Origin of the sequence: Actinopolyspora sp. BKK2 (assembly GCF_011291845.1) — a bacterium.
Lineage (GTDB): Bacteria > Actinomycetota > Actinomycetes > Mycobacteriales > Pseudonocardiaceae > Actinopolyspora > Actinopolyspora saharensis.
In genome coordinates, this window is record NZ_JAANTE010000011.1 from 1 (window position 1) to 20639 (window position 20639).

Genomic DNA, 20639 nt, shown 5'->3' on the forward strand with positions numbered 1-20639 from the left:
CAGCAAAAAACACAAAAAAACAAAAAGACAAGAAGCCACACACGCGTCAAGGCACTGTTGAATTCTCAAAGAACACACCCACACCAGTGGGCACACCACCACAGAACCCCTCCGACACCCATCGAAAAAGCCCCTGCGGTCGGTGCACATTCACCCTAGCACCCCACCACAGCACCCCCAACACCCGGGGGCACCCCAGCACCACCACAACGCACAACCACGCCACAGCAGCACCCAAAAGAGGAACCAGAATGAATTCAATTAATCAAACAACACCGGAAACTCTAACACCCCGAAAACACCCCCACAAAACCGGGGGCCCTCGCAGCACCAGAATCACCAGCACCACCAACACAACCACAACCACCCAGAACCCGAAAGCTCCCAGCAGTTCCCGCCGTGCCGACAACCACCACACTACCCCCACACCCAACACGCACCCACACCCACCCCCCACCACCACACAAACACCAGCACAACACGGGGTTACTCCCGCGGCCCCTCCGAACTCCCCCGGATCCGGACGAGCAGGCCGCAGCCCTACGAGTCCGAGGGCGGCCGCACCTCCGCTGCGGCCTTCCTCGAACGCCACCGACGCAGCCACACCACCAACCCGACGATCAGCGTCGAGATCAATACGACTCCCCCCACGAGAGCGGGCCATCCCCACCTGGCCAGGACCACGTCCACAGTGCGCCGCGTCGCACTGGTCTCGTCCACGAGCAGGATCCCCAGCAGCACCCCCGCCGCGGCGAACACGACAGCCAGCAGCACGTACAACGAGCCGCCGAGCCTACCGCCGCGCTGATGCAGCACCCGCGCGACCTTGAGCAACCGGACGACGCGCACGAGCTGAACCGCGGCCACCACGCGAACCAGACGCAGCACCTGAGCCGGCCCGAAGGCGAAAATCACCGCCGGAATCGTCAGCAGGGTGACCAGCACCATCCACCAGTGAGTGCGCAACCAGCGCAACCGGTTCTCGCTGGACCAGAACAGCAGAACCGACTCCCCGGTCAGAATCAGCATCGACAACCAGTTCAGCACCGAACCGACCAGTGCCACCGGCCCGTCCAACCTGGCCAGGAACACCGCGGGAACGGATACGGCCGCGGCCGCCAGAACGGGGACGTGCAGAGCCCGCCGCACCCGGCGCGCACGCTCCCCCTCCGCTTCCTCACCGCGGGACGTCACGCTTTTTATCCTGACAGACCACCCCGGGAGCACGTTTCCGAAACGGGGACGCACAGCAATCTGAACGCCGCGGTCCTCCACAGCGGGGCGGACACACCGCCCGAGACACGAAAAGGTCCCGCACTCCCTCCCGGGGAGGGAGTGCGGGACCTCGTGACACGGGACCCGCCCGCGGAGCAGCCGCCCGGTCTCACCCGTGGAGCCGGGCGGCCCGTCCTCTCGGGGTCACTCCGAGGAGCCGGAGCCCTCGGACTGGTCGTCCTGGTCCGCGGAGGAACCACCGGACGATCCGGCCAGGTCCACCGGCGGAGCGTCCGGCACGGTGGAGGGCTTGCTTTCGCCGCGGAAGACGAAGCGGGCCTCGTCCTCCGTGCCCTCTTCGTCCCAGCCCTCGACGTCGACGATCACGATCTGACCGGCCTCGACCTCACCGAACAGGATCTTCTCGGAGAGCTTGTCCTCGATCTCGTGCTGGATGGTGCGCCGCAGCGGCCGGGCACCCAGCACCGGGTCGAAGCCCCTCTTGGCCACCAGCTTCTTGGCCTTCGAGGTCAACTCGATGGACATGTCCTTGCTCTTGAGCGCGCTCTCCACGCGCCCGATGAGCAGGTCGACCATCCGGACGATCTCTTCCTCGGTCAGCTGGTGGAAGACGATCACGTCGTCGATCCTGTTGAGGAACTCCGGACGGAAGTGCTTCTTCATCTCCTCATTGACCTTGGCCTTCATCCGCTCGTAGTTGGTCTCCTGCTCGTTGGAGCCGGAGAAGCCCAACCCGACGGTCTTGGAGATGTCCGAAGTACCGAGGTTGGAGGTGAAGATCAGCACCGTGTTCTTGAAGTCGACGACACGGCCCTGACCGTCCGTGAGCCTGCCGTCCTCCAACACCTGCAGCAGCGTGTTGTAGATCTCGTGGTGGGCCTTCTCGATCTCGTCGAACAGCACCACGGAGAACGGCTTCCGGCGGACCTTCTCGGTGAGCTGACCGCCCTCCTCGTAGCCGACGTATCCCGGGGGAGCACCGAACAGGCGCGAGGCCGTGTAGCGGTCGTGGTACTCACCCATGTCGATCTGCACGAGCGCGTTGTCGTCCCCGAAGAGGAACTCGGCCAGCGACTTGGAGAGCTCCGTCTTCCCGACGCCGGAGGGACCGGCGAAGATGAAGGAGCCCGAGGGCCGCTGCGGATCCTTCAGCCCCGCGCGGGTACGGCGGATCGCCTGGGAGACCGCCTTGACCGCGTCGTCCTGACCGATGATCCGCTTGTGCAGCTCCTCCTCCATGCGCAGCAGCCTGGAGGTCTCCTCCTCGGTGAGGCGGAAGACGGGGATGCCGGTCCAGTTGGCCAGCACCTCGGCGATCTGCTCGTCGTCGACCTCGGCCACGACGTCCAGGTCGCCGGCCTTCCACTGCGCCTCGCGCTCCTCCTTCTGCGTGATGAGCTGCTTCTCCTCGTCACGCAGCCGGGCGGCCCGCTCGAAGTCCTGACCGTCGATCGAGGACTCCTTGTCCCTGCGGACCTCGGCGATCTTCTCGTCGAACTCACGCAGGTCCGGCGGAGCGGTCATCCGGCGGATGCGCATCCGCGCTCCGGCCTCGTCGAGCAGGTCGATCGCCTTATCCGGCAGGTACCGGTCGTTAATATAGCGGTCGGCCAGGCTCGCGGCCGCGGACAGCGCGGAGTCGGTGATGGACACCCTGTGGTGCGCCTCGTAGCGGTCCCGCAGTCCCTTGAGGATCTCCACGGCGTGCTCGAGCGAGGGCTCGCCGACCTGGATCGGCTGGAACCGGCGCTCGAGGGCCGCGTCCTTCTCGACGTTCTTGCGGTACTCCTCCAGCGTGGTGGCACCGATGGTCTGCAGCTCTCCGCGGGCCAGCATCGGCTTGAGGATGCTCGCGGCGTCTATCGCACCTTCGGCCGCTCCCGCACCGACCAGAGTGTGGATCTCGTCGATGAACAGGATGATGTCGCCGCGCGTCTTGATCTCCTTGAGCACCTTCTTCAGGCGCTCCTCGAAGTCACCGCGATACCGCGAACCCGCCACGAGCGAACCGAGGTCGAGCGTGTAGAGCTGCTTCTCCTTCAGCGTCTCGGGCACCTCGCCCTTGACGATCTGCTGAGCCAGCCCCTCGACAACCGCCGTCTTGCCGACACCGGCCTCGCCGATGAGCACGGGGTTGTTCTTGGTGCGCCTGGACAGCACCTGCATGATGCGCTCGACCTCGGTGTTCCTGCCGATCACGGGGTCGAGATTCGACTCGCGGGCACTCTGGGTGAGGTTGCGCCCGAACTGATCCAGCACCAACGAGGAGGACGGGGTCCCCTCACTGCGGCCACCGGCCTCGGCCGGTTCCTTGCCCTGGTAGCCGGACAGCAGCTGCAACACCTGCTGACGTACCCGGTTGAGATCCGCGCCCAGTTTGACCAGCACCTGCGCGGCGACACCCTCACCCTCACGGATCAGGCCGAGCAGGATGTGCTCGGTGCCGATGTAGTTGTGCCCGAGCTGGAGCGCCTCCCTCAGCGACAGCTCCAGAACCTTCTTGGCCCGCGGGGTGAAGGGGATGTGGCCACTGGGGGCCTGCTGGCCCTGGCCGATGATCTCTTCGACCTGCTGGCGTACGCCCTCGAGGGCGATACCCAACGATTCCAGCGCCTTGGCGGCGACACCCTCACCCTCGTGGATCAGACCCAGGAGAATGTGCTCGGTGCCGATGTAGTTGTGGTTGAGCATCCTGGCCTCCTCCTGGGCCAGGACAACCACCCGCCTCGCGCGGTCGGTGAACCTCTCGAACATTCGCACTCCCTGACTGCTGCGCCGGCGGTCTCGTACCGGGCACGGCTCCTGCTCACGCCTATGCCCGCGATGGGTTCAGCACTCTGAGCTCCACTCTAGTAGCCACAGCCCACTCAGGGCCGGTCCGGCTCACAGCCCACTTTTCGACAACGCTTCGTTCACTGTGCCTAACAGCGCGCTGAACTGCGACATTCCATTCGGAAAAAGGCCGCTGCGGGGTGTCCGCCGAGCGCGAACAACACGCTCCCCGCCCCGGGAAGTCACTCTTCCGGATCAGCGCTTCCCGCGGTGGAGTCCTCCGCCGCGGCCTCGCGAGAGCCGCGGCCGCCGACCGGAACCACCATGGGAGTACCCACCACCGGGTCCGGAACCACCCGCGCCCTCAGGTCGAACACCTCCTCCAGCAGCTGCTCGGTCACGACCTCCTCCGGAGCCCCCTCCGCGGCGATCCGCCCGTCGACCATGGCCACCAGCCGATCCGCGTACCTGGCGGCGAAGTTGAGGTCGTGCAGCACCATGACCACGGTGCGCCCGCTCTCGGCGTGCAGCCTCCCGATCAGCTCCAGCACGTCCACTTGGTGGGACAAGTCCAGGTAGGTGGTCGGTTCGTCCAGTAACAGCAGGTCCGTGTGCTGGGCCAGTGCCATGGACAACCAGGCACGCTGCCGCTGCCCCCCGGACAGCTCGTCCACGGAGCGCTCGGCGAGGTCCCCGATCCCCGTCAGCTCCAGGGCCTCGGCCACGGCCGACTCGTCGTCGGAGGACCACTGGCGGTACCAGGTCTGGTGCGGGTGCCTGCCCCGCGCGACCAGGTCGGCCACGCACAGCCCCTCGGGGGCCGAGGGGGACTGCGGCAGCATCCCGAGGGTGCGGGCGACCTCCTTCGTCGACATCCGGTGGATCCGCTTGCCGTCCAGCAGGACGCTGCCGCTCTTCGGCTGGAGCAACCTCCCCAGGGCACGCAGCAGGGTGGACTTCCCGCAACCGTTCGGACCGATCACACCGGTTATCCCCCCGTCGAGGACGTCGATGTCCAGTCCGTCGACCACGACCCGCTCCCCGTAGGCCAGCGAGACGTCGCGCGCGCTCAGCCTGCTGGTGGTCCCACCGTCCGCGGAGTCCCCCCGTCCGCCTGCCGAGTTCGACGGTTCGAGGCGCTCGAAGGTCTCGCTCGCGGTGTGCACTGCGGTCATGTCCGAACCTCCCGGTACCGGTGAACGAGCAGGTAAATCAGGTAGGGCGCGCCGAGCACGGCCGTGACCACTCCCACGGGGAGTGCCAGCGAACCGAAGGCCGTGCGTGCGATCAGGTCGGCCCCCACGACCAACGTCGCCCCCAGCAGCATCGAGAGCACCAGCGGTGGTCGCGCCGTGCCCGCCAGCCGGAGGGCTATCTGGGGGGTGGCCAACGCCACGAAGGCGATCGGCCCGGCGGCCGCGGTCGCCAGCGAGGCGAGCACGGTGGCGCTGAGCAGCATGGCCGCGCGCGCCGCGGTCACCCGCACCCCGAGCCCGTGCATGGTGTCGTCGTCGAACTGCAACGCCCCGAGAACGTGGCAGCCGAGCAGCGTCACGGGCACCAGGACCGCCAGGGACAGCGCGACGGGGACGACGTTCTCCCAGCCACGCGCGTTGAGGCTCCCGGTGAGCCAGACCATGGCGCGTCCCGCGTCCTGCACCTCGCCCATGGTGAGCAGCCACAGCGTCGCGTTGACCATCATGGCGTTCATGCCGATGCCGACCAGCACCAGCCGGAACGAGTCCACCCCGCTCCGGTAGGACAGCACCGCCACGAGCACACCGGTGACCAGCCCGCCGAGCAGGGCGACCACGGGCAGTCCCACGCTCGCGGCGAAACCGCTGACACCGCCCAGCGTCCCCCCGGTCACGATCACCGCCGAGGCCGCTGCCCCCGCGCCTGCCGTGACACCGAGCAGGTCCGGGCTCGCCAGGGGATTTCGCACCACGGCCTGGGTGACGGCGCCGGCGAGCCCGAGCGCCGCCCCCACGAGCAGTCCCGTCAGGCTCCGGGGGAGCCGCAACTGGAAGATCACGAGGGATTCGCCGGTGTCCCCGCCGCCGAACAGGGTGCGCAGCACCCCGATCGGGGTGATCGGGTAGTCGCCGAGGGCCAGGTCGCAGGCGAACACCAGCAGCAGGGCGAGCGCTCCAGCGAGCAGCATCAGCAGGGAGCGGGGCCGCACCACCGTGGAGACCGGTCCCAGCCGCAGCGGCCTGCGTCCCGGCACCCGCGGCGCGGAGCCGCGCGCGGGGGATGTTTCGGCCAGTGCCTTCACAGTCGCATCAGCCTCCTGCGCCGCACGAGCGCGATGAAGAACGGAGCACCGATCATCGCCAGCATCACCCCGACCTGGATCTCGGAGGGCCTGGCCACGATGCGGCCGACGAGGTCGGCGAGCAGGACCAGGCACGACCCCGTCAGGGCCGCGAAGGGCAGCAACCAGCGGTGGTCGGGACCCGAGAAGTACCTGGCTATGTGCGGGACGACGAGCCCGACGAAGCTGATCGGTCCGCACAGGGCCACCGCGCCGCCGACGAGCACGGCTATCGCGGCCACCCCCACCGCTCTGGTCCGCGTCACGTTGTGCCCGAGGGCGGCGGCCATGTCGTCGCCGAGCGAGAGCGCGTTCAACCCGGGCGCGCTGGCCAGTCCCAGCACCAGCCCCACCAGCAGGAAGGGAATCACCTGGCTGATCACGGTCGTGTCGCTGATCGCGATGGAACCGACCTTCCAGAACCGGTAGACGTCCATGCTCTGCCGGTCGAGCAGCACCAGGGCCGAGGTGAGCGCCTGCAGCAGGGCGCTGATCGCCGCGCCGGCCAGCGCCAGCGCCACCGGGGTGGCCCCTCCCCTCCCGAAGGATCCGATCGCGAACACCGCGAGGGCGCTGAGCAGGGCACCGCCGAAGCTGAACCACACGAAGCCGAGCATCCCGGTGATGCCCAGCGTGAAAACGGCCAGCACCACGGCCAGTCCCGCTCCCTGGGTGATGCCGAGCACGCTGGGCCCCGCGATCGGGTTCCTGGTGTAGCCCTGCATCAGGGCGCCGGCCAGGCCGAGCGCCGAGCCCGCGAGCACCCCTACGATCGTGCGCGGGATGCGCAAGTCGTAGACGATCACGTGGTTCTCGGTCCGCGCGGTGGACAGCAGCGCCCGCAGCACGGCGTCCGGCGAGATGAGCTTGGCTCCGATGAGGATGCTCAGCAAGCAGCTGGCCAGCAGCAGCGCCCCCAGCAGGGCGATGCCGATCAGCCTCCTGCGCCTGCGGTTGCTCAGCCGGTCCACCGGGGCTTTGGGGGCGTGCTCCGTTTCCGGGGTGGGGGCTTCCCCCTGCCGGGAACGGGACGAGCCGGTGTCCGAGCGCCGCGAGTTCCGGTCGGCCAAACTGCGACTCAAATCCCACTCCCTTGGCTCTCCGACCCTGATTCGCTTAGGTTATCCGCACTTAGGTTAGGCCCACCTAAGCCTAAACGAAACGGGAAGGGACGCCGATGTCGGCAGTCACACGAACGAGACGCGATTTGCTGCGGACTGCGCTGACCGCCGCGGGAGCACTGCCCGTGCTCGGGCTGAGCGCGTGCGGTGACGAGTCAACCGGCTCCGGCAGCGGGAGCGGTTCCGGAGCGGACCGCACCGTCGAACACGCGATGGGCACGACCGACATCACCGGGACCCCGAAGCGCGTCGTCGCGCTGGACGCGAGTTTCACGAGCGCGACCATGGCCCTGGAGACGGACGTCGTGGGCTACACGACCTTCGGAGGACGCAAGGAGCTGCCCGAGTACCTGGGGCAGGACCGCCGGGAGCACGGGGACCGGGCGAGCAGAGTGGGCAGCCTGAGCGAACCCGATCTGGAGAGGATCGTGGCGGCCGAGCCCGACCTCATCCTCTCGGCGAAAGTCCGGCACGAGAAGCTCTACGACCAACTCGCCCAAATCGCCCCGACGGTGTTCAGCCGCACCACGGGCGGAACGTGGAAACAGAACCTGCTGCTCACCGGTAGGGCCCTCGGCAAGGAGAAGTTGGCGTGGCGCAAGCTGGACGCCTACGAACAACGCGCGAAAACCGTCGGTGACAACATCCGCGCGAAAGCGGGGCACAACCCGACCGTCTCGATCGTCCGCTTCGCCGGGGAACCGACCGTCCGCCTGTACAGCGCGGACTCCTTCCCCGGGATCGTGCAGGACGACACCGGGCTGAACCGCCCGGGGGGACAGCCGACCGGCGACGGCATCGCCGTGAACCTGAGCCAGGAGAGGATCCCGGAGCTCGACGCGGAGCACATCTTCCTGAGCGTGTACCCGGACCAGTCCGGAGACGCCGCCGAGGCCAGGAAGAAGTTCACCTCCAGCCCGCTGTGGAGCAAGCTGACGGGGCGAGTCCACGAGGTGGACGACCTCACCTGGATGACCTCGGTGGGGCTTCACGGCGCACACGCCATCCTCGACGACCTCGCCGCGGCGTTCGGAGTGGACCGCGCCCGGTGAGGGGCGGTCGGCGAACCTGCGCCGACGGGAGGAACAAGCCCAGGACAGGTGTACGGGTGCGCTCCGACGTGTCGCCGCGCGACACCGCCCGACCGGGGCGCACCCGGCCCGCACCGAATTCACAGCGGAACGGCCGGATGTCTACCGACGGAACCCGAATCCCGACGAGCACCCGCCCGAAGGACGGCAGGTCGGGAGAACCGAGCCGTTGCTGATTTCCGGGAGTTCAGTGCGCCTTGTGGTATTCGGCCACGATGTCGGCGGGGATGCGCCCGCGGTCCGAAACCTTCATCCCGCGCTTGCGCGCCCATTCCCGAATCGCCTGGTTCTGTTCCCGGTCCGCGCTGGTGGAACCGCCCGAGGAGCCGGAGGACGAACGTGAGGAACCGGAACGCGGCCCCGGCTTCTTGCGCCCACCCGCGCGACGCGCCCCGGCCAGATAGCCGCTCAGCGCCTCGCGCAGCTCGTTCGCATTCTCGTTGGAAAGGTCGATCGTGTAAGAGACGCCGTCCAAGGCGAACTCGACCGTTTCATCGGCTTCCCCGCCGTCCAGGTCATCCACCAGCTGGACGGTTACCTTCTGCGCCATCTTCTTCCGATCCTCCCCGGACTATTCCCTTCGGGAGACGATGCCCTCGCGCCAACCTTCGGGGGTACAGCCCGGTTCCTCGGGAACCGGGCCAATACCGAACGGGCACCGCGAAGTGGGACTCGCTTCGAGCCCGGTATTACATCGTCACCGTTTCATTCTCGTCAGCAAGGTTAGCGCAGTAAAGCCGGAGTCGCACTCACCCCGCCGAAGAAATTTTGGACTTGTCGGGTCCCGAAGGGGCCGGATCAGTCATTCCGGCCGAACGAGGGGGAAGAGTATGGTCTCCCGGATACCGAGACCCGTCAAAGCCATCAACAAGCGGTCGATACCCATTCCCACACCCCCGGTCGGGGGCATTCCGTACTCCAGGGCCCGGAGAAAGTCCTCGTCCACGGGCATGGCTTCCTCGTCCCCGGCCGAGGCCTGGCGCGCCTGCTCCTCGAGGCGCTGCCGCTCGATTACCGGATCGACGAGCTCCGAGTAACCGGTGGCCAGTTCGAAACCCCGGACGTAGAGATCCCATTTCTCCGCCATCCCCGAATGCTCGCGGTGCTGCCGGGTCAGCGGAGCCGTATCCAGCGGGAAGTCCCGCACGAATGTCGGCGCGTACAAGTGATTGCCGACCAGGTGCTCCCAGAGTTCCTCGACCAGCTTGCCGTGCCCGTAGCTCGGATCGACGTCGGACAAACCGACGCTTTCGGCGTGCTTGCGCAGTGTTTCCACCGTGGTTTCGGGGGTGACCTCGAAACCGAGCGCCTCGGAAAGCGATCCGTACATCGTAATGTTGGCCCACTGGCCGGAAAGGTCGTACTCCGATCCGTCCGCCCAAGTCACCGTCTGAGTGCCGAACAGGGACTGGGCCGCCTCCTGGATCAGTTCACGAGTGAGCTCGGCCATGCCGTTGTAATCCGAGTAGGCCTCGTAAAACTCGAGCATCGCGAACTCCGGGGAGTGGGAAGAATCACTCCCCTCGTTGCGAAAGTTGCGGTTGATCTCGAAGACTTTCTCTATGCCGCCGACCACGCAGCGCTTGAGGAACAGCTCCGGAGCGATCCTCAGGTACAGATCCATGTCCAAGGCGTTCGAGTAAGTCACGAACGGCCGAGCAGCTGCGCCGCCCTGCAGGGTCTGCAGCATCGGCGTCTCGACCTCGAGGTAGTCGCGCCGCTCGAAGGAGTTCCGCAGCGAACGCAACGTCGCCGCCCTCGTGCGCACGGTCTCGGCTGCCTGCCGCCGGACCAGCAGGTCCACGTAGCGCTGGCGCACCCGGTTCTCCTCGGTGAGCTCCTTGTGCGCGACGGGAAGCGGGCGCAGGGACTTGGCCGCCAGGCGCCACTCGTCGGCCAGCACGGAGAGCTCACCGCGGCGGGAAGTGATCACTTCCCCGGCCACGAACACGTGATCGCCCAGATCGACATCCGACTTCCACTCGGACAACTGCTGTTGACCGACCTCGTTGCGGCTGAGCATGGCCTGCAACTCGGTACCGTCGCCACCACGCAGCGTGGCGAAGCAGAGCTTGCCGGTGTTCCGCAGGAACATCACCCGTCCGGCGATGCCGACCCGCTCGCCGGTCGAAGTGTCCGCGGGCAGGTCCGGGTGCGCGGCCCGCACCTGGGCGAGCGAGTGCGTGATCGGCAACGCGACAGGATAGGGATCGTTGCCCTCGGAAAGCAGCCGTTGCCGCTTCTCCCTACGCACCCGCAACTGTTCCGGCAGGTCTTCGGCTCCGTCGACGTGACTTGATTGATCCTGGTCATTCACGGTTTACCAGGGTACGGACCCGTTCGGAGGGGCACTGCGGCAGGAGGGGCCGAAAGAACCGCCCGCGCGCTCGGCACCGCCGCGGGTTCTCTCGTGGTGCTCTCGCGAGGAAAGCCCGACGTTGTGTAGGCCGCTACCCGATGTCGGGCCACCCGCAGCGAGAGCCCGCGAGAGGTCCCACCATCCACACCGTCTACGACAAGCGAGTCCCCGAGAAGCCTGTCACTCCAACGCAGGCGCTCTGAGCCCGAGCAGTCGGCACCGCCGCGGGTTCTCTCGTGGTGTTCTCGCGAGGAAGGCCCGACGTTGTGTAGGCCGCTACCCGATGTCGGGGCACCCGCAGCCGGGCGCCGACTGAGGTTCCCCCACGGGCCCCACCGAGCAGAGCTCCGTCACGAGTTGTCATTCCATGTTGCGGTCGAAAACCAACCGCAACCCGAGCAACGTCAACTCCGGGATGTGGTGCGAGATCGTGTGCGACTCGCTGATCACCAGGGGAGCCAACCCGCCCGTGGCCAGCACCGTGGTGGGGCCGCCGTGGGTTTGCTCCAGTTCGGACACGATGCTGCGGACGAGCCCGTCCACCTGCCCCGCGAACCCGAAGAGCAGGCCGGACTGCAGGCACTCGACGGTGTTCTTGCCGATGACCGAACGCGGCCTGGCCAGCTCGACCTTGCGCAGCTGGGCCGCACGCGACGCGAGAGCGTCCAGGGAGATCTCCACCCCGGGGGCGAAGGCCCCTCCGAGGAACTCCCCCTTCGCCGAGATGGCGTCGATGTTGGTGGAGGTGCCGAAATCCACCACGACGCAGTTCGTGGCGTACAGGTGGTGCGCGGCGAGCGTGTTGATCACCCGGTCCGCCCCCACTTCCTTGGGGTTGTCGACCAGCAGCGGAACGCCCGTGCGCACCCCGGGCTCGACCACGACCCGCGGAACGTCCTCCCAGTTCCTGCCCAGCATCACCCGCAGTTCACGCAGCAGCGTGGGGACCGTGGACAACGCCGAGATGCCGGTGATCTTGTCGACGTAGTCGCCGAGCAGCCCGCGCATGGTGAACGCCAGCTCGTCGGCGGTCATCCTCGGTTCGGTCCGCATCCGCCAGTCCCGGACCAGCCGAGCCTGCGCCTTGGGCTTCCGCGTCGAGCCGGTTCTCCGCTCGGACTCGTCGTCGGGGGCGTCCTCGTAGAGTCCCAACACGATGTTGGTGTTGCCTACATCGATGGCGAGCAGCACCGTTGCTTCCCTTCCTTCGCTTCGACCACCGCGGGGCGAACACCGGTGGCCGACTTCACGCCCCGAAAACGCCGCTCAGGCCGACGGGTCCGTCCCGTTCCCGGAGACACCCGAGCTGCCCAGCCCCGAACCGCTCGGGGCGTGCGCGGGGTCTCCACCGGTCTCGACGACGCGGTTGTCGGAATCGACGAACAGCACCCGTGGGCGAAACGTCTGGGCCTCCGAGTCGTCCATCATCCCGTACGCGATCAGAATCACCAGGTCACCGGGGTGAACCAAATGCGCGGCGGCTCCGTTGATACCGAGCACACCGGAATCCCGCTCCCCCGTGATCGCGTAGGTCTCCAGCCGCGCGCCGTTGGTCACGTCGACTATCGTGACCTGCTCACCGTCGAGCAGGTCGGCGGCCTCCATCAGCGCGGCATCTATGGTCACCGACCCGACGTAGTGCAGGTCAGCCTGGGTGACAGTGGCACGGTGGATCTTGGACTTGAGCATGGTTCGCAACATCGGCTCTTTCCCCTCCCGAGTTCCAGGGCTCGTCCCGAGAACGTCCGCGGCCCGGACGACCGGGGCCACCCGCCCAGGGGACTCCCGTCCTCACTCCGCTTCGGCCGCGCTCAGCTCGACCAGGGCGTTGTCGAGCAACCTGGTTCCTCCCACCTCGGCAGCCACCAGCAACCGGGCCTCCCCCGTCTCCGGGGGCGGTCCGAGCTCGGGATCGCGCAGCTCGAGGTAGTCGAGCTTGACCTCCGGTTCGGCGGCCAGCACCTCCCGCGCGGCGGCGAGCACGGCCTCCGCCCCCCGAGAGCCCGCGTGGGCTCCCGCGGCCAGCGCCGCGGAGAGCACCAGGGCAGCGGAACGCTGCCGCTGGTCGAGGTAGCGGTTCCGCGAGGACAGCGCCAGCCCGTCGGACTCCCGCACGATCGGTATCCCCTGTACGTCGGTGGGGATGTTCAGCTCGCGGACCATCCGGCGCAGCAGCACCAGCTGCTGGTAGTCCTTCTCCCCGAACAGGGCCAGGTTCGGACCGACGATGTTGAGCAGCTTGGCCACCACCGTCAGCACCCCGCTGAAGTGACCGGGCCTGCTGGCTCCTTCCAGGTCGCGTCCGGGCTCCCCGGCGTCCACGGTGATCTGCGGGTCGGATCCGTAGAGCTCGTCACGTCCCGGGGAGAGCACGAGCTCCACGCCCTCGCGACCGAGCGCCTCGACGTCGGAGTCGAAGGAGCGCGGGTAGCTGTCGAAGTCCTCGTCCGGGCCGAACTGCAGCGGATTGACGAAGATCGAAACCACGGTCACGCTGTTCGGGACCCGACGAGCGGCCCGAACCAGCTCCAAGTGGCCCTCGTGCAGGGCGCCCATCGTCGGCACCAGCACGACCTTGCGCCCGGTGGCGCGCAGCGCCCGCGTCACCTTGGCGAGCTGATCGGGGTGCCGGTGCACCGTGACCTCGCGCGGTGTGAAACCGGGGCCCGCGCCCACCCCCTCCGAACCGGCCGATTCGTCCGGTGCGCTCATTGCCAACCCCCGTCGAGTACTTCGTTAACACCCACCGCGTCGTCCGAGCGCAGCATTCCCGAACGAACGGCCCGCTCGGCCGTGCGCCTCGCCAACTGCACGTAGCCCGCCACCGCGTCCGGTTCCGCGCTCCCGAGCACCTCGAGGTGGGAGCGCACCGTCCCGGCGTCCCCGCGGGCGACCGGGCCGGTCAATCCCCTGTCGCCGTAGCGCAGCGCGTTGTCCAGCGCGGCGGACAGAATGGGCCCCAGCACGCGATCGGGCGTTTCGATCCCGGAGGAGCGCAACAGCTGGGCACACTCGTTGACCAGGGTGACCAGGTGGTTCGCCCCGTGAGTCAGCGCCGCGTGGTAGAGCTTTCTGGCCTCTTCCGGAACGCGGACGGGGTCGGCCCCCATCTCGACCGCGAGCGCCGTGCCGACGCTGGTTCCCGCCTCGTCATCGGCCCGCGCGGTAACGGCCATGCAGGCCGTGCCCAGTCGTTCCAGGTCCTCGGGCTTGCCCGTGAAGGTCATCGCCGGATGCAGCGCTATCGGGAGTGCTCCCGCCTCGGCCGCCGGTTCGAGCACCTCGGCACCGTGCGCCCCCGAGGTGTGCACCACTATCTGCCCGGAACGCAGCGAACCGGTTCCGACCAGCCCCCGAACCAAGCCGGCCAGCGCGTCGTCCGGCACCGCGAGCAGCACCAGATCCGCCTGCTCGGCCACCTCGTCCGGGCCGCGCACCGGGACCGAGGGCAACAGCTCGGCCGCCCTCGCCAGCGCAGCTTCCGAAACCGCCGAAACCGCGCCTATCTCGTGACCGACCCTGTGCAGCGCAGCGCCGAGAACGCTGCCGACCCGCCCGGCCGAGATCACGCCGACTCGCAGCCTGGGACGCGCGGCGTCGCCGCCCCGCGGGAAGTTCTCCACCGTTCCATCCGAACGGTTGCCGTGCCGATCAGCGGACACGTCGACCAATCCTCCTACCGTTCCAGTCCCGTACCGGGTACCGGACAGCATCGCGAGAGTAACTCCGGAAACGGACTCGTGGACCCACAAGGTGGTGAGAGCCACGTGCTGCCGCCCGACCGCGCCGGGCACGGATGGCGAAAACCACGACCCCGGGGTCGCGAGGCTCGGCTCGCCGCGACGCCCCCGGGATCACTCCTCGGAGGGTTTCCGGACGTTCATCCTGGTCAGCTCGTCCAACTTGATCCGCGCGGTCCGGATGGCCTCCTGCGAACCGCTCGCCGAACGACGCGCCTCCTTGAGGTCCGCGATCAGCTTCTCACGACGCTGCCTGCGCACTGCACTGGTCGTGTTCCCGTGCTGCGCGCGGTGCTGCAGAAAGGCCAGCTCGGTGACCGCTATCTGGTAGTCCTGCACCGCCTTGGCCGCCTCCGGCCCGGCGTTGCGGCGCACCTTGCGCTTCCAGCCGCGCCGTTCGGACAGGCTCGCCAGCATCTCCAGCTCGCTGGGCACGATCAACCCGGCCCGCTGCAGGGCGGGCAGCTGTTGGGCCACGATGCGCTGCTCCCTCTTGCGCTGCCACACGACCAGTCCTCCCGTGCCGAGGAAGACGGGCACCATGATCACGAAGTAGACGTTGAGGAAGCTCTCCCCGCCGAGGGTCGTGGAACCGTTCCACACGGCGTGCAGCAGCACTGCGGCCAGGAAGCCCAGCAGTGGCCAGAGCGTCCGCATCCGGGAACTGCGCGACCTGGTGGCCAGACCGACCCCGATACCGGCCATCGTGGTGAAGAGCGGGTGGGAGAACGGGGCCAGCAATCCGCGCAGCACGAAAACCGCGACCACGCCCCCGCTCATGTTGCCGAGCCCGGTCTGCGCGAAGGCCTTGCCGAAGTAGAAGATGTTCTCGATGAAAGCGAAGCCCGCGGCGGTCAGCGCCGCGTAGACGATGCCGTCCACCATGCCGTTGAACTCGGAGCGGCGCCGGAACCACAGCGCGATCACGAACAGCGACTTGGCGGCCTCCTCCACGACCGGGGCCGTGACCACCAGGGCGAAGTGCTCCTGGAAGGTACCGCTGAACAACACCTCGCCGAATCCGGTCATCGCGTCGTTCAGCATGAAAGCGCAGGCGGTGGCACCTCCCGCTCCCCACAGGAACGCGCCGACGAGCAGCATCGGCGGTTCGGGCTCCCAGCGATCGATCCACACGATCGCGCCGAACACCACGGCGACCGGAAGCAGCGCCGCCAGGGCCCCGACCACAGCGGCTACGTACCCCACTCGAGCCGTGGCGATGCCGAGCATGGCCAACCCGCACATGCCGAGCAGAATCAGCCCGGCCACCGGCCAGCCGACCACTCGGTGCTTGTAGGTCTGGTTCCTGCGGGCACCCGAGATATCAGGATTGGACACGCCGGAAACGATAAGCCCCGCCTCGGGGCGTCGACACCACCTACCGCTCCTTCCGGAGGGTGATTCACTCGTCCCGGCGGCGGCGTCTCCTCGCCTCGTTGGAATCGCCGTAGGCCGCGAGCAGGTCCTCGACCGAAGTTCCCTGCGTGTGGGCACCGGCCACTCCGGTTGGTGCCGCCTCCCCGGATTCCCGGCTCTCCCGGGGGGTTTCCGTTTCTCTCACCCGATCGAGGACAGCACCGTCCTCGCCGTCTTTCTCACCCGATCGTGACTCCTCTTCCGCAGGAACGACTTCCGCTGAAGACCGGTCCGGGCGTCCGCCCGGTGGGAACTCGCTGCGCCCCTGGGGAGCATCGGCCCGGGACTCGGCCGGCGCCGCGACGCGAGGGGGTCGTGCCAGGGGCGGGCCGTTCCGCCGCACAGCGGGAGGTTGTGCTTGAGGGCGTGCCTGGGGGACTCCGCCCGCTGCCGCCTCGCCCCGCTGCGGGGGCCGCCCAGGCCCGACCCCCGGAGCGGGAGGTGACGGCCGGGAATCGGCAGCGCTCGCATCAGCTGTCCCCTGAGCGGGCGGGGGCGGCCCCGAACCGTGATTCGCGGCTCCACCGCTGCTCTCCTGCGTCTCGGGCGGGGAGGCTCGCGTTCCGCTCCGCCTGACCACCGGGTTCCGCGCGGACGCTTGGGGCGGGCGCTGACCATCAGGAGGCTCGCCGCTGTCCGCCGCCCCGTGCACGGCACCGGTGAACCTCGGCGGCCGCTGCGGCGGAGGACTCGGAGGCGGCTGCTGCGGAGGGGCGTTCGGAGGTGGTTGAGCCGCTTCCCGCTGCGGAGCGGGCGGTGGTCCCGGAGCTGCCGGACGCACCGGAGGAGAAGCGGGCGGGGAGTTCGTCCCCGTGCGCGCGCTCCCCTCCGGAGCAGGGCCTGCCGGAGCGTTCTGCCGCGTCAGTCGAGCCTGCCCGTCCCACCCGCCCGAGTTCCGTGACGCCGACTCCCCGCGTGCGACCTCCGCCGCATCCCCCGTTCCGACCGGAGAGGTTCGCTGCCCGCCCTGCTTCGGGGGAGCCTCCCCCGAGGGGGCGGAGCGCTCCAGGGAGCGCTCGAGCAGCCGCCGCAGCTCGCGCACCTCGGAACGCAACTCGGAAATCTCCGACTCGGTTTCCGCGCGCACCCGCCGGTGCGCCTCGTTCTCCGCTTCCGATTCGTGCTGCTGACGCGCCTCGATCTCGCGCTCGAGCTCGCGCTCGTACTCACGCTGGTTCCGGTTCAACGACTCGTCCCGCTCACGAACCCGCTCGCGTAACCGGCCGGCCAGCAGCGCGGCCAGCAGAGCCGCCCACAGCGCCACCACGATTCCCAACCGCAGCAGTCGGACGTCGTCGCCGAACATCAACACCGTCGTCGCCGCGACGGCCAGGACCGACGTGCCGACCCACAGCAACGTCACTCGTCCACCTCTCGCCGGAGGCTCGGAGTCGTTCGGGGCAGCCATGCGGCCAACAGTACCCGGAATTTATGTCTTCGAAATCCGGAGGGATTCCAACGTGACAAAGCGATTACGCAACGAAGTGCTGTTTTTCGAGCAGCCGGAGCGGAAAATCACCTTTTCGCGCGAAAACGAACCGCGGAAACAACCGAACGAGTTCACACCGGAAAGAGCACTACTCGTCCTCGGAGTCGGTGTCCTCCTCGGGCTCGTCCGGATTGCGCATGCACCACTCCAGCCACAACCCCGCGCCGATCAGCGCCACAGCACTGATGAGCCCGATCACGGCAGCCGCAGTGTCCGACTTGACGACCTCCACGGGCCCGTACCGAGGCAGCAGGAAGACCAGCAGAGCCACCCAGGCGCCCCCCATGAGCGCCCCGGCCAGCGAGGAGGCCTTGGCCAACGCCACCACCCGAGTAGCCGTCATCGGATCGAGTGGCTCGATTCCCGGTTTGCGCTGCACCTTCGGGCGCACCACGAAAGCCAGCACGACCTCCAACAGCGCGACCACCAGCAGGGTCGCGCCCGCGGCGAGCGGCAACGGGGGAAGCGCACCGTAACCCACTTGCACAGCGCCGTAGACCAGCACGGCCGCGATCAGAGCCGCGGCCACGAGATCACGAGTCCTGGTGTAGCTCATCCGCCCTCCGTGCCGGCGCCGCCGTCGTCCCGGAACCGCACCTCGGACACCGCGGAGACGGCTCACTGCCTTTGTTACGAGTCCCTGCCCGGGGACGAGTCACGATCCGTGCGTCCGCGCCCCCTCGGACCCCGGTCCGGAAAACCACCGTCAGAGCAGGCTCAGGTCCCGACACCTGCGCACCCCGGCCACCTCCTCGTCCGGAAGTCGCCCGCACAGCTCGGACACCCTTCCGCGCCCGGGCAGAACCGCCTCCGGCTCCACCTCGGCCCAGGGAACCAGCACGGTCGCCCGCTCGGACGTTCCTGGGTGCGGCAGCAGCAGCTCCGGATCGCCGCTGCGCACGTCGTCCACAGTGACCACGTCCACGTCCAGGGTGCGCGGTCCCCAACGCTGCTCCCGCGTGCGCTCGGCTTCCTGCTCGAGCCGCTGCCCACGACGCAACCAGTCCCACTCGTCGAACTCGGGAGAGCTCACCACGAGCACCGCGTTGAGGAAGTCCGGCTGATCGGTGACCCCCCACGGCGCCGTCTCGTACACCGCGGAAGCCGCGACCAGCACGTCGGAAAAACCACGTGCCGCCAGCCGCAAGTACTCGAGGCGGTCACCGACGTTCGATCCCAGCGAGAGCACCGCACGACTCATGTCGAAGCGGCCTTCGCCCCACGCCCACCGCGCCGCGAACGGCGGATGGTCACCGAAACGTCGTCGAAGGTGAGCGGGATCGGCGCAGCAGGCTTGTGGATCGTGACCTCCGCGGCGTGCGGCCTGCCGTCGGCCATGACGTCGTCGGCGATCTCCGCCGCGACGGTCTCGACCAGGTCACGGGAGGGACCGGTGACCACGGCCGCGGCGCGCTCGGCCAGCACCCCGTAGTGCAGGGTCCGGTTCACATCGTCCTCGGCGGCGGCCTCGTCGAGATCCACCCAGACGGTGATGTCCACGACGAACTCCTGCCCCTCCTGCTTCTCCCGCTCGAACACCCCGTGGTATCCGAACGAGCGCAGGCCGGTGACCGCGATCCGGTCAGCCAAAGTTCTCACCTCCGCGTTTCCAGGCGTCGGTGACCCGCACCGCGTCCAGGGAACCGACCACGTCGTGCACGCGCACCGCCCAGGCACCCCGCTCAGCGGCCAGCGCGGAAACCGTGGCCGTTGCCACGTCACGTTCGGCCGCGGGACGGGGCGTCCCCGCGGAATCGGCCAGCACTGCTCCGAGGAAGCGCTTGCGGGACGCCCCCACGAGCACCGCGGGCCCCATCCCCAGGAAGGTTTCCAGGTTGTGCAGCAGCTGCCAGTCGTGCTCGCCGGTCTTGGCGAAGCCGAGTCCCGGATCCAGCACGAGCGATTCCTCCGCTACCCCGGCCTCCAGAGCTGCCTCGACACGCGCGGCCAGCTCGGCGCGCACCTCGGAGACCACGTCCTGGTAAACCGCCAGGGAATTCATCTCGCGGCTGTGCCCCCGCCAGTGCATGAGCACCCAGGGAACCCCCGCGTCGGCCACCGCCCCGGCCATCTCCGGGTCGGCGAGCCCCCCGGACACGTCGTTGACCAGCCCGGCTCCTGCGCGCACGGCAGCGGAAGCGACCTCGGCACGAGTCGTGTCCACGCTGACCGGAATCCCGGCACGGCTCAGCTCGCGAATCACCGGAAGAACCCGTTCCGACTCCACCTCGGCGGCCACCCGCTCGGAACCGGGGCGGGTGGATTCCCCGCCCACGTCGACGATGTCGGCGCCCTGCTCCCACAGCTGCCTGCCGTGCGCCACGGCGGCCTCGTGGTCCAGATAGCGCCCACCGTCCGAGAAGGAGTTGTGCGTAACGTTCAACACGCCCATGACCAGGCAGCGGGACACTTCCGGCAGCCCAGCGGCCATCATTTCCCCCGAATCAACGACAGTGCCTCGGAACGGGACGAGGCCGAGGACCGGAACACTCCGCGCACCGCCGAAGTGGTGGTGACCGAGCCCGCCTTGCGCACTCCGCGCATGCCCATGCAGAGGTGCTCGGCCTCCACCACGACGATCACTCCCCGCGGTTCCAACTTGCGGGTGAGCGCATCGGCGATCTGCGAGGTCAGTCGCTCCTGAACCTGCGGACGCTTCGCGTAGAGGTCGACCAGCCGCCCGAGCTTGGACAAGCCGGTCACCCTGCCCTGGTCGTTCGGGATGTATCCGATGTGGGCCATGCCGTGGAACGGCAGCAGATGGTGCTCGCACTGGGAGTACATGGGGATGTCCCGAACCAGCACGAGCTCCTCGTGGGACTCGTCGAAAGTCCGGTCCAGCACCTCGTCCGGGTCGGTGTAGAGCCCGGTGAACAGTTCCTCGTAAGCGCGGGCGACCCGCTCCGGGGTTTCCCGCAGCCCCTCACGATCGGGGTCCTCGCCCGCGGCCAGCAGCAGTTCGCGGATCGCAGCCGCCGCTCTGGGCCTGTCGAACTTCTGATCAACGAACTCGGCGGGATCGGCGCCGAACTCGGCGTCCGGCCCCACCGGCACGCTCTCACCTGTCACGTGTAGTTCCCTCCACAGCGGCGCGGCAT

The 20639-nt window shown here is 68.4% G+C and carries 19 protein-coding genes; 1 reads left to right on the top strand and 18 read right to left on the bottom strand.

The window, feature by feature from the left end:
* Positions 1-540 precede the first annotated feature (540 nt).
* The 5 genes from G9Q41_RS19010 to G9Q41_RS19030 form a co-directional block, all read right to left on the bottom strand.
* Positions 541-1194, bottom strand: coding sequence for a hypothetical protein (locus tag G9Q41_RS19010; protein WP_165633682.1), 654 nt, complete (start codon positions 1192-1194; stop codon positions 541-543).
* Between the two features lie 225 nt (positions 1195-1419).
* Positions 1420-3990 (bottom strand): ATP-dependent Clp protease ATP-binding subunit, encoded by a 2571-nt coding sequence (locus tag G9Q41_RS19015; RefSeq protein WP_165633683.1) that lies wholly within the window; start codon positions 3988-3990, stop codon positions 1420-1422.
* Between the two features lie 260 nt (positions 3991-4250).
* Positions 4251-5183 carry an ABC transporter ATP-binding protein gene (locus G9Q41_RS19020; protein WP_092524592.1) on the bottom strand — a complete coding sequence of 311 codons (933 nt, stop codon included), beginning with the start codon at positions 5181-5183 and terminating at the stop codon, positions 4251-4253.
* The gene (locus G9Q41_RS19025) at positions 5180-6286 is read right to left on the bottom strand and encodes an iron ABC transporter permease (RefSeq protein ID WP_165633684.1); all 1107 of its coding nucleotides are present in this window, start codon (positions 6284-6286) and stop codon (positions 5180-5182) included. Before G9Q41_RS19025 ends, G9Q41_RS19020 begins: the two co-directional genes overlap by 4 nt.
* Positions 6283-7407: an iron ABC transporter permease gene (locus G9Q41_RS19030; RefSeq protein ID WP_242687668.1), complete on the bottom strand. Its 1125-nt coding sequence runs from the start codon at positions 7405-7407 to the stop codon at positions 6283-6285. The genes G9Q41_RS19025 and G9Q41_RS19030 overlap by 4 nt, the downstream gene beginning before the upstream one ends.
* 95 nt (positions 7408-7502) lie before the next feature.
* Between G9Q41_RS19030 and G9Q41_RS19035 the strand changes: the two genes are divergently transcribed.
* Positions 7503-8498 carry an iron-siderophore ABC transporter substrate-binding protein gene (locus G9Q41_RS19035; protein ID WP_165633685.1) on the top strand — a complete coding sequence of 332 codons (996 nt, stop codon included), beginning with the start codon at positions 7503-7505 and terminating at the stop codon, positions 8496-8498.
* Between the two features lie 226 nt (positions 8499-8724).
* Here the strand turns inward: G9Q41_RS19035 and G9Q41_RS19040 are convergent, their stop codons facing one another.
* From G9Q41_RS19040 to folE, 13 genes are all read right to left on the bottom strand, one after another.
* The gene (locus G9Q41_RS19040; RefSeq protein WP_092524600.1) at positions 8725-9087 is read right to left on the bottom strand and encodes an Lsr2 family protein; all 363 of its coding nucleotides are present in this window, start codon (positions 9085-9087) and stop codon (positions 8725-8727) included.
* 252 nt (positions 9088-9339) lie between these two features.
* Positions 9340-10854 carry a lysine--tRNA ligase gene (gene lysS, locus G9Q41_RS19045; protein ID WP_165633686.1) on the bottom strand — a complete coding sequence of 505 codons (1515 nt, stop codon included), beginning with the start codon at positions 10852-10854 and terminating at the stop codon, positions 9340-9342.
* A 402-nt stretch (positions 10855-11256) separates the two neighbouring features.
* Positions 11257-12087: a type III pantothenate kinase gene (locus G9Q41_RS19050; protein ID WP_092524604.1), complete on the bottom strand. Its 831-nt coding sequence runs from the start codon at positions 12085-12087 to the stop codon at positions 11257-11259.
* A 75-nt stretch (positions 12088-12162) separates the two neighbouring features.
* Entirely contained in the window at positions 12163-12597 is a 435-nt protein-coding gene (gene panD / locus G9Q41_RS19055; RefSeq protein WP_165633687.1) for an aspartate 1-decarboxylase, read from the bottom strand.
* Between the two features lie 90 nt (positions 12598-12687).
* The gene (gene panC / locus G9Q41_RS19060; protein ID WP_165633688.1) at positions 12688-13608 is read right to left on the bottom strand and encodes a pantoate--beta-alanine ligase; all 921 of its coding nucleotides are present in this window, start codon (positions 13606-13608) and stop codon (positions 12688-12690) included.
* A complete protein-coding gene (locus tag G9Q41_RS19065) occupies positions 13605-14567 on the bottom strand; it encodes a DUF2520 domain-containing protein (protein ID WP_207631477.1) in 963 nt (320 codons plus the stop codon). Before G9Q41_RS19065 ends, panC begins: the two co-directional genes overlap by 4 nt.
* Positions 14568-14750: 183 nt before the next feature.
* Positions 14751-15974 carry a PrsW family intramembrane metalloprotease gene (locus G9Q41_RS19070; protein ID WP_092524610.1) on the bottom strand — a complete coding sequence of 408 codons (1224 nt, stop codon included), beginning with the start codon at positions 15972-15974 and terminating at the stop codon, positions 14751-14753.
* A 64-nt stretch (positions 15975-16038) separates the two neighbouring features.
* Entirely contained in the window at positions 16039-17415 is a 1377-nt protein-coding gene (locus G9Q41_RS19075; protein ID WP_165633689.1) for a DUF6779 domain-containing protein, read from the bottom strand.
* Between the two features lie 214 nt (positions 17416-17629).
* Positions 17630-18097, bottom strand: coding sequence for a DUF3180 domain-containing protein (locus G9Q41_RS19080; RefSeq protein ID WP_165633690.1), 468 nt, complete (start codon positions 18095-18097; stop codon positions 17630-17632).
* 150 nt (positions 18098-18247) lie between these two features.
* Positions 18248-18742 carry a 2-amino-4-hydroxy-6-hydroxymethyldihydropteridine diphosphokinase gene (gene folK, locus G9Q41_RS19085; RefSeq protein ID WP_165633691.1) on the bottom strand — a complete coding sequence of 165 codons (495 nt, stop codon included), beginning with the start codon at positions 18740-18742 and terminating at the stop codon, positions 18248-18250.
* Positions 18739-19131 (bottom strand): dihydroneopterin aldolase, encoded by a 393-nt coding sequence (folB, locus tag G9Q41_RS19090; RefSeq protein ID WP_092524616.1) that lies wholly within the window; start codon positions 19129-19131, stop codon positions 18739-18741. Before folB ends, folK begins: the two co-directional genes overlap by 4 nt.
* Positions 19124-19972 (bottom strand): dihydropteroate synthase, encoded by an 849-nt coding sequence (folP, locus tag G9Q41_RS19095; RefSeq protein WP_242687671.1) that lies wholly within the window; start codon positions 19970-19972, stop codon positions 19124-19126. The genes folB and folP overlap by 8 nt, the downstream gene beginning before the upstream one ends.
* Positions 19972-20595 (bottom strand): GTP cyclohydrolase I FolE, encoded by a 624-nt coding sequence (gene folE / locus G9Q41_RS19100; RefSeq protein WP_092524618.1) that lies wholly within the window; start codon positions 20593-20595, stop codon positions 19972-19974. The genes folP and folE overlap by 1 nt, the downstream gene beginning before the upstream one ends.
* Positions 20596-20639: the final 44 nt, after the last annotated feature.

What these genes read in the sequence shown, in the direction of transcription:
- G9Q41_RS19015 (WP_165633683.1), bottom strand. Translation starts at nt 3,990, where the DNA reads ATGTTCGAGAGGTTCACCGACCGCGCGAGGCGGGTGGTTGTCCTGGCC.
- G9Q41_RS19020 (WP_092524592.1), bottom strand. Translation starts at nt 5,183, where the DNA reads ATGACCGCAGTGCACACCGCGAGCGAGACCTTCGAGCGCCTCGAACCG.
- G9Q41_RS19035 (WP_165633685.1), top strand. Translation starts at nt 7,503, where the DNA reads ATGTCGGCAGTCACACGAACGAGACGCGATTTGCTGCGGACTGCGCTG.
- G9Q41_RS19040 (WP_092524600.1), bottom strand. Translation starts at nt 9,087, where the DNA reads ATGGCGCAGAAGGTAACCGTCCAGCTGGTGGATGACCTGGACGGCGGG.
- panD (WP_165633687.1), bottom strand. Translation starts at nt 12,597, where the DNA reads ATGTTGCGAACCATGCTCAAGTCCAAGATCCACCGTGCCACTGTCACC.
- panC (WP_165633688.1), bottom strand. Translation starts at nt 13,608, where the DNA reads ATGAGCGCACCGGACGAATCGGCCGGTTCGGAGGGGGTGGGCGCGGGC.
- G9Q41_RS19080 (WP_165633690.1), bottom strand. Translation starts at nt 18,097, where the DNA reads ATGAGCTACACCAGGACTCGTGATCTCGTGGCCGCGGCTCTGATCGCG.
- folK (WP_165633691.1), bottom strand. Translation starts at nt 18,742, where the DNA reads ATGAGTCGTGCGGTGCTCTCGCTGGGATCGAACGTCGGTGACCGCCTC.
- folP (WP_242687671.1), bottom strand. Translation starts at nt 19,972, where the DNA reads ATGGCCGCTGGGCTGCCGGAAGTGTCCCGCTGCCTGGTCATGGGCGTG.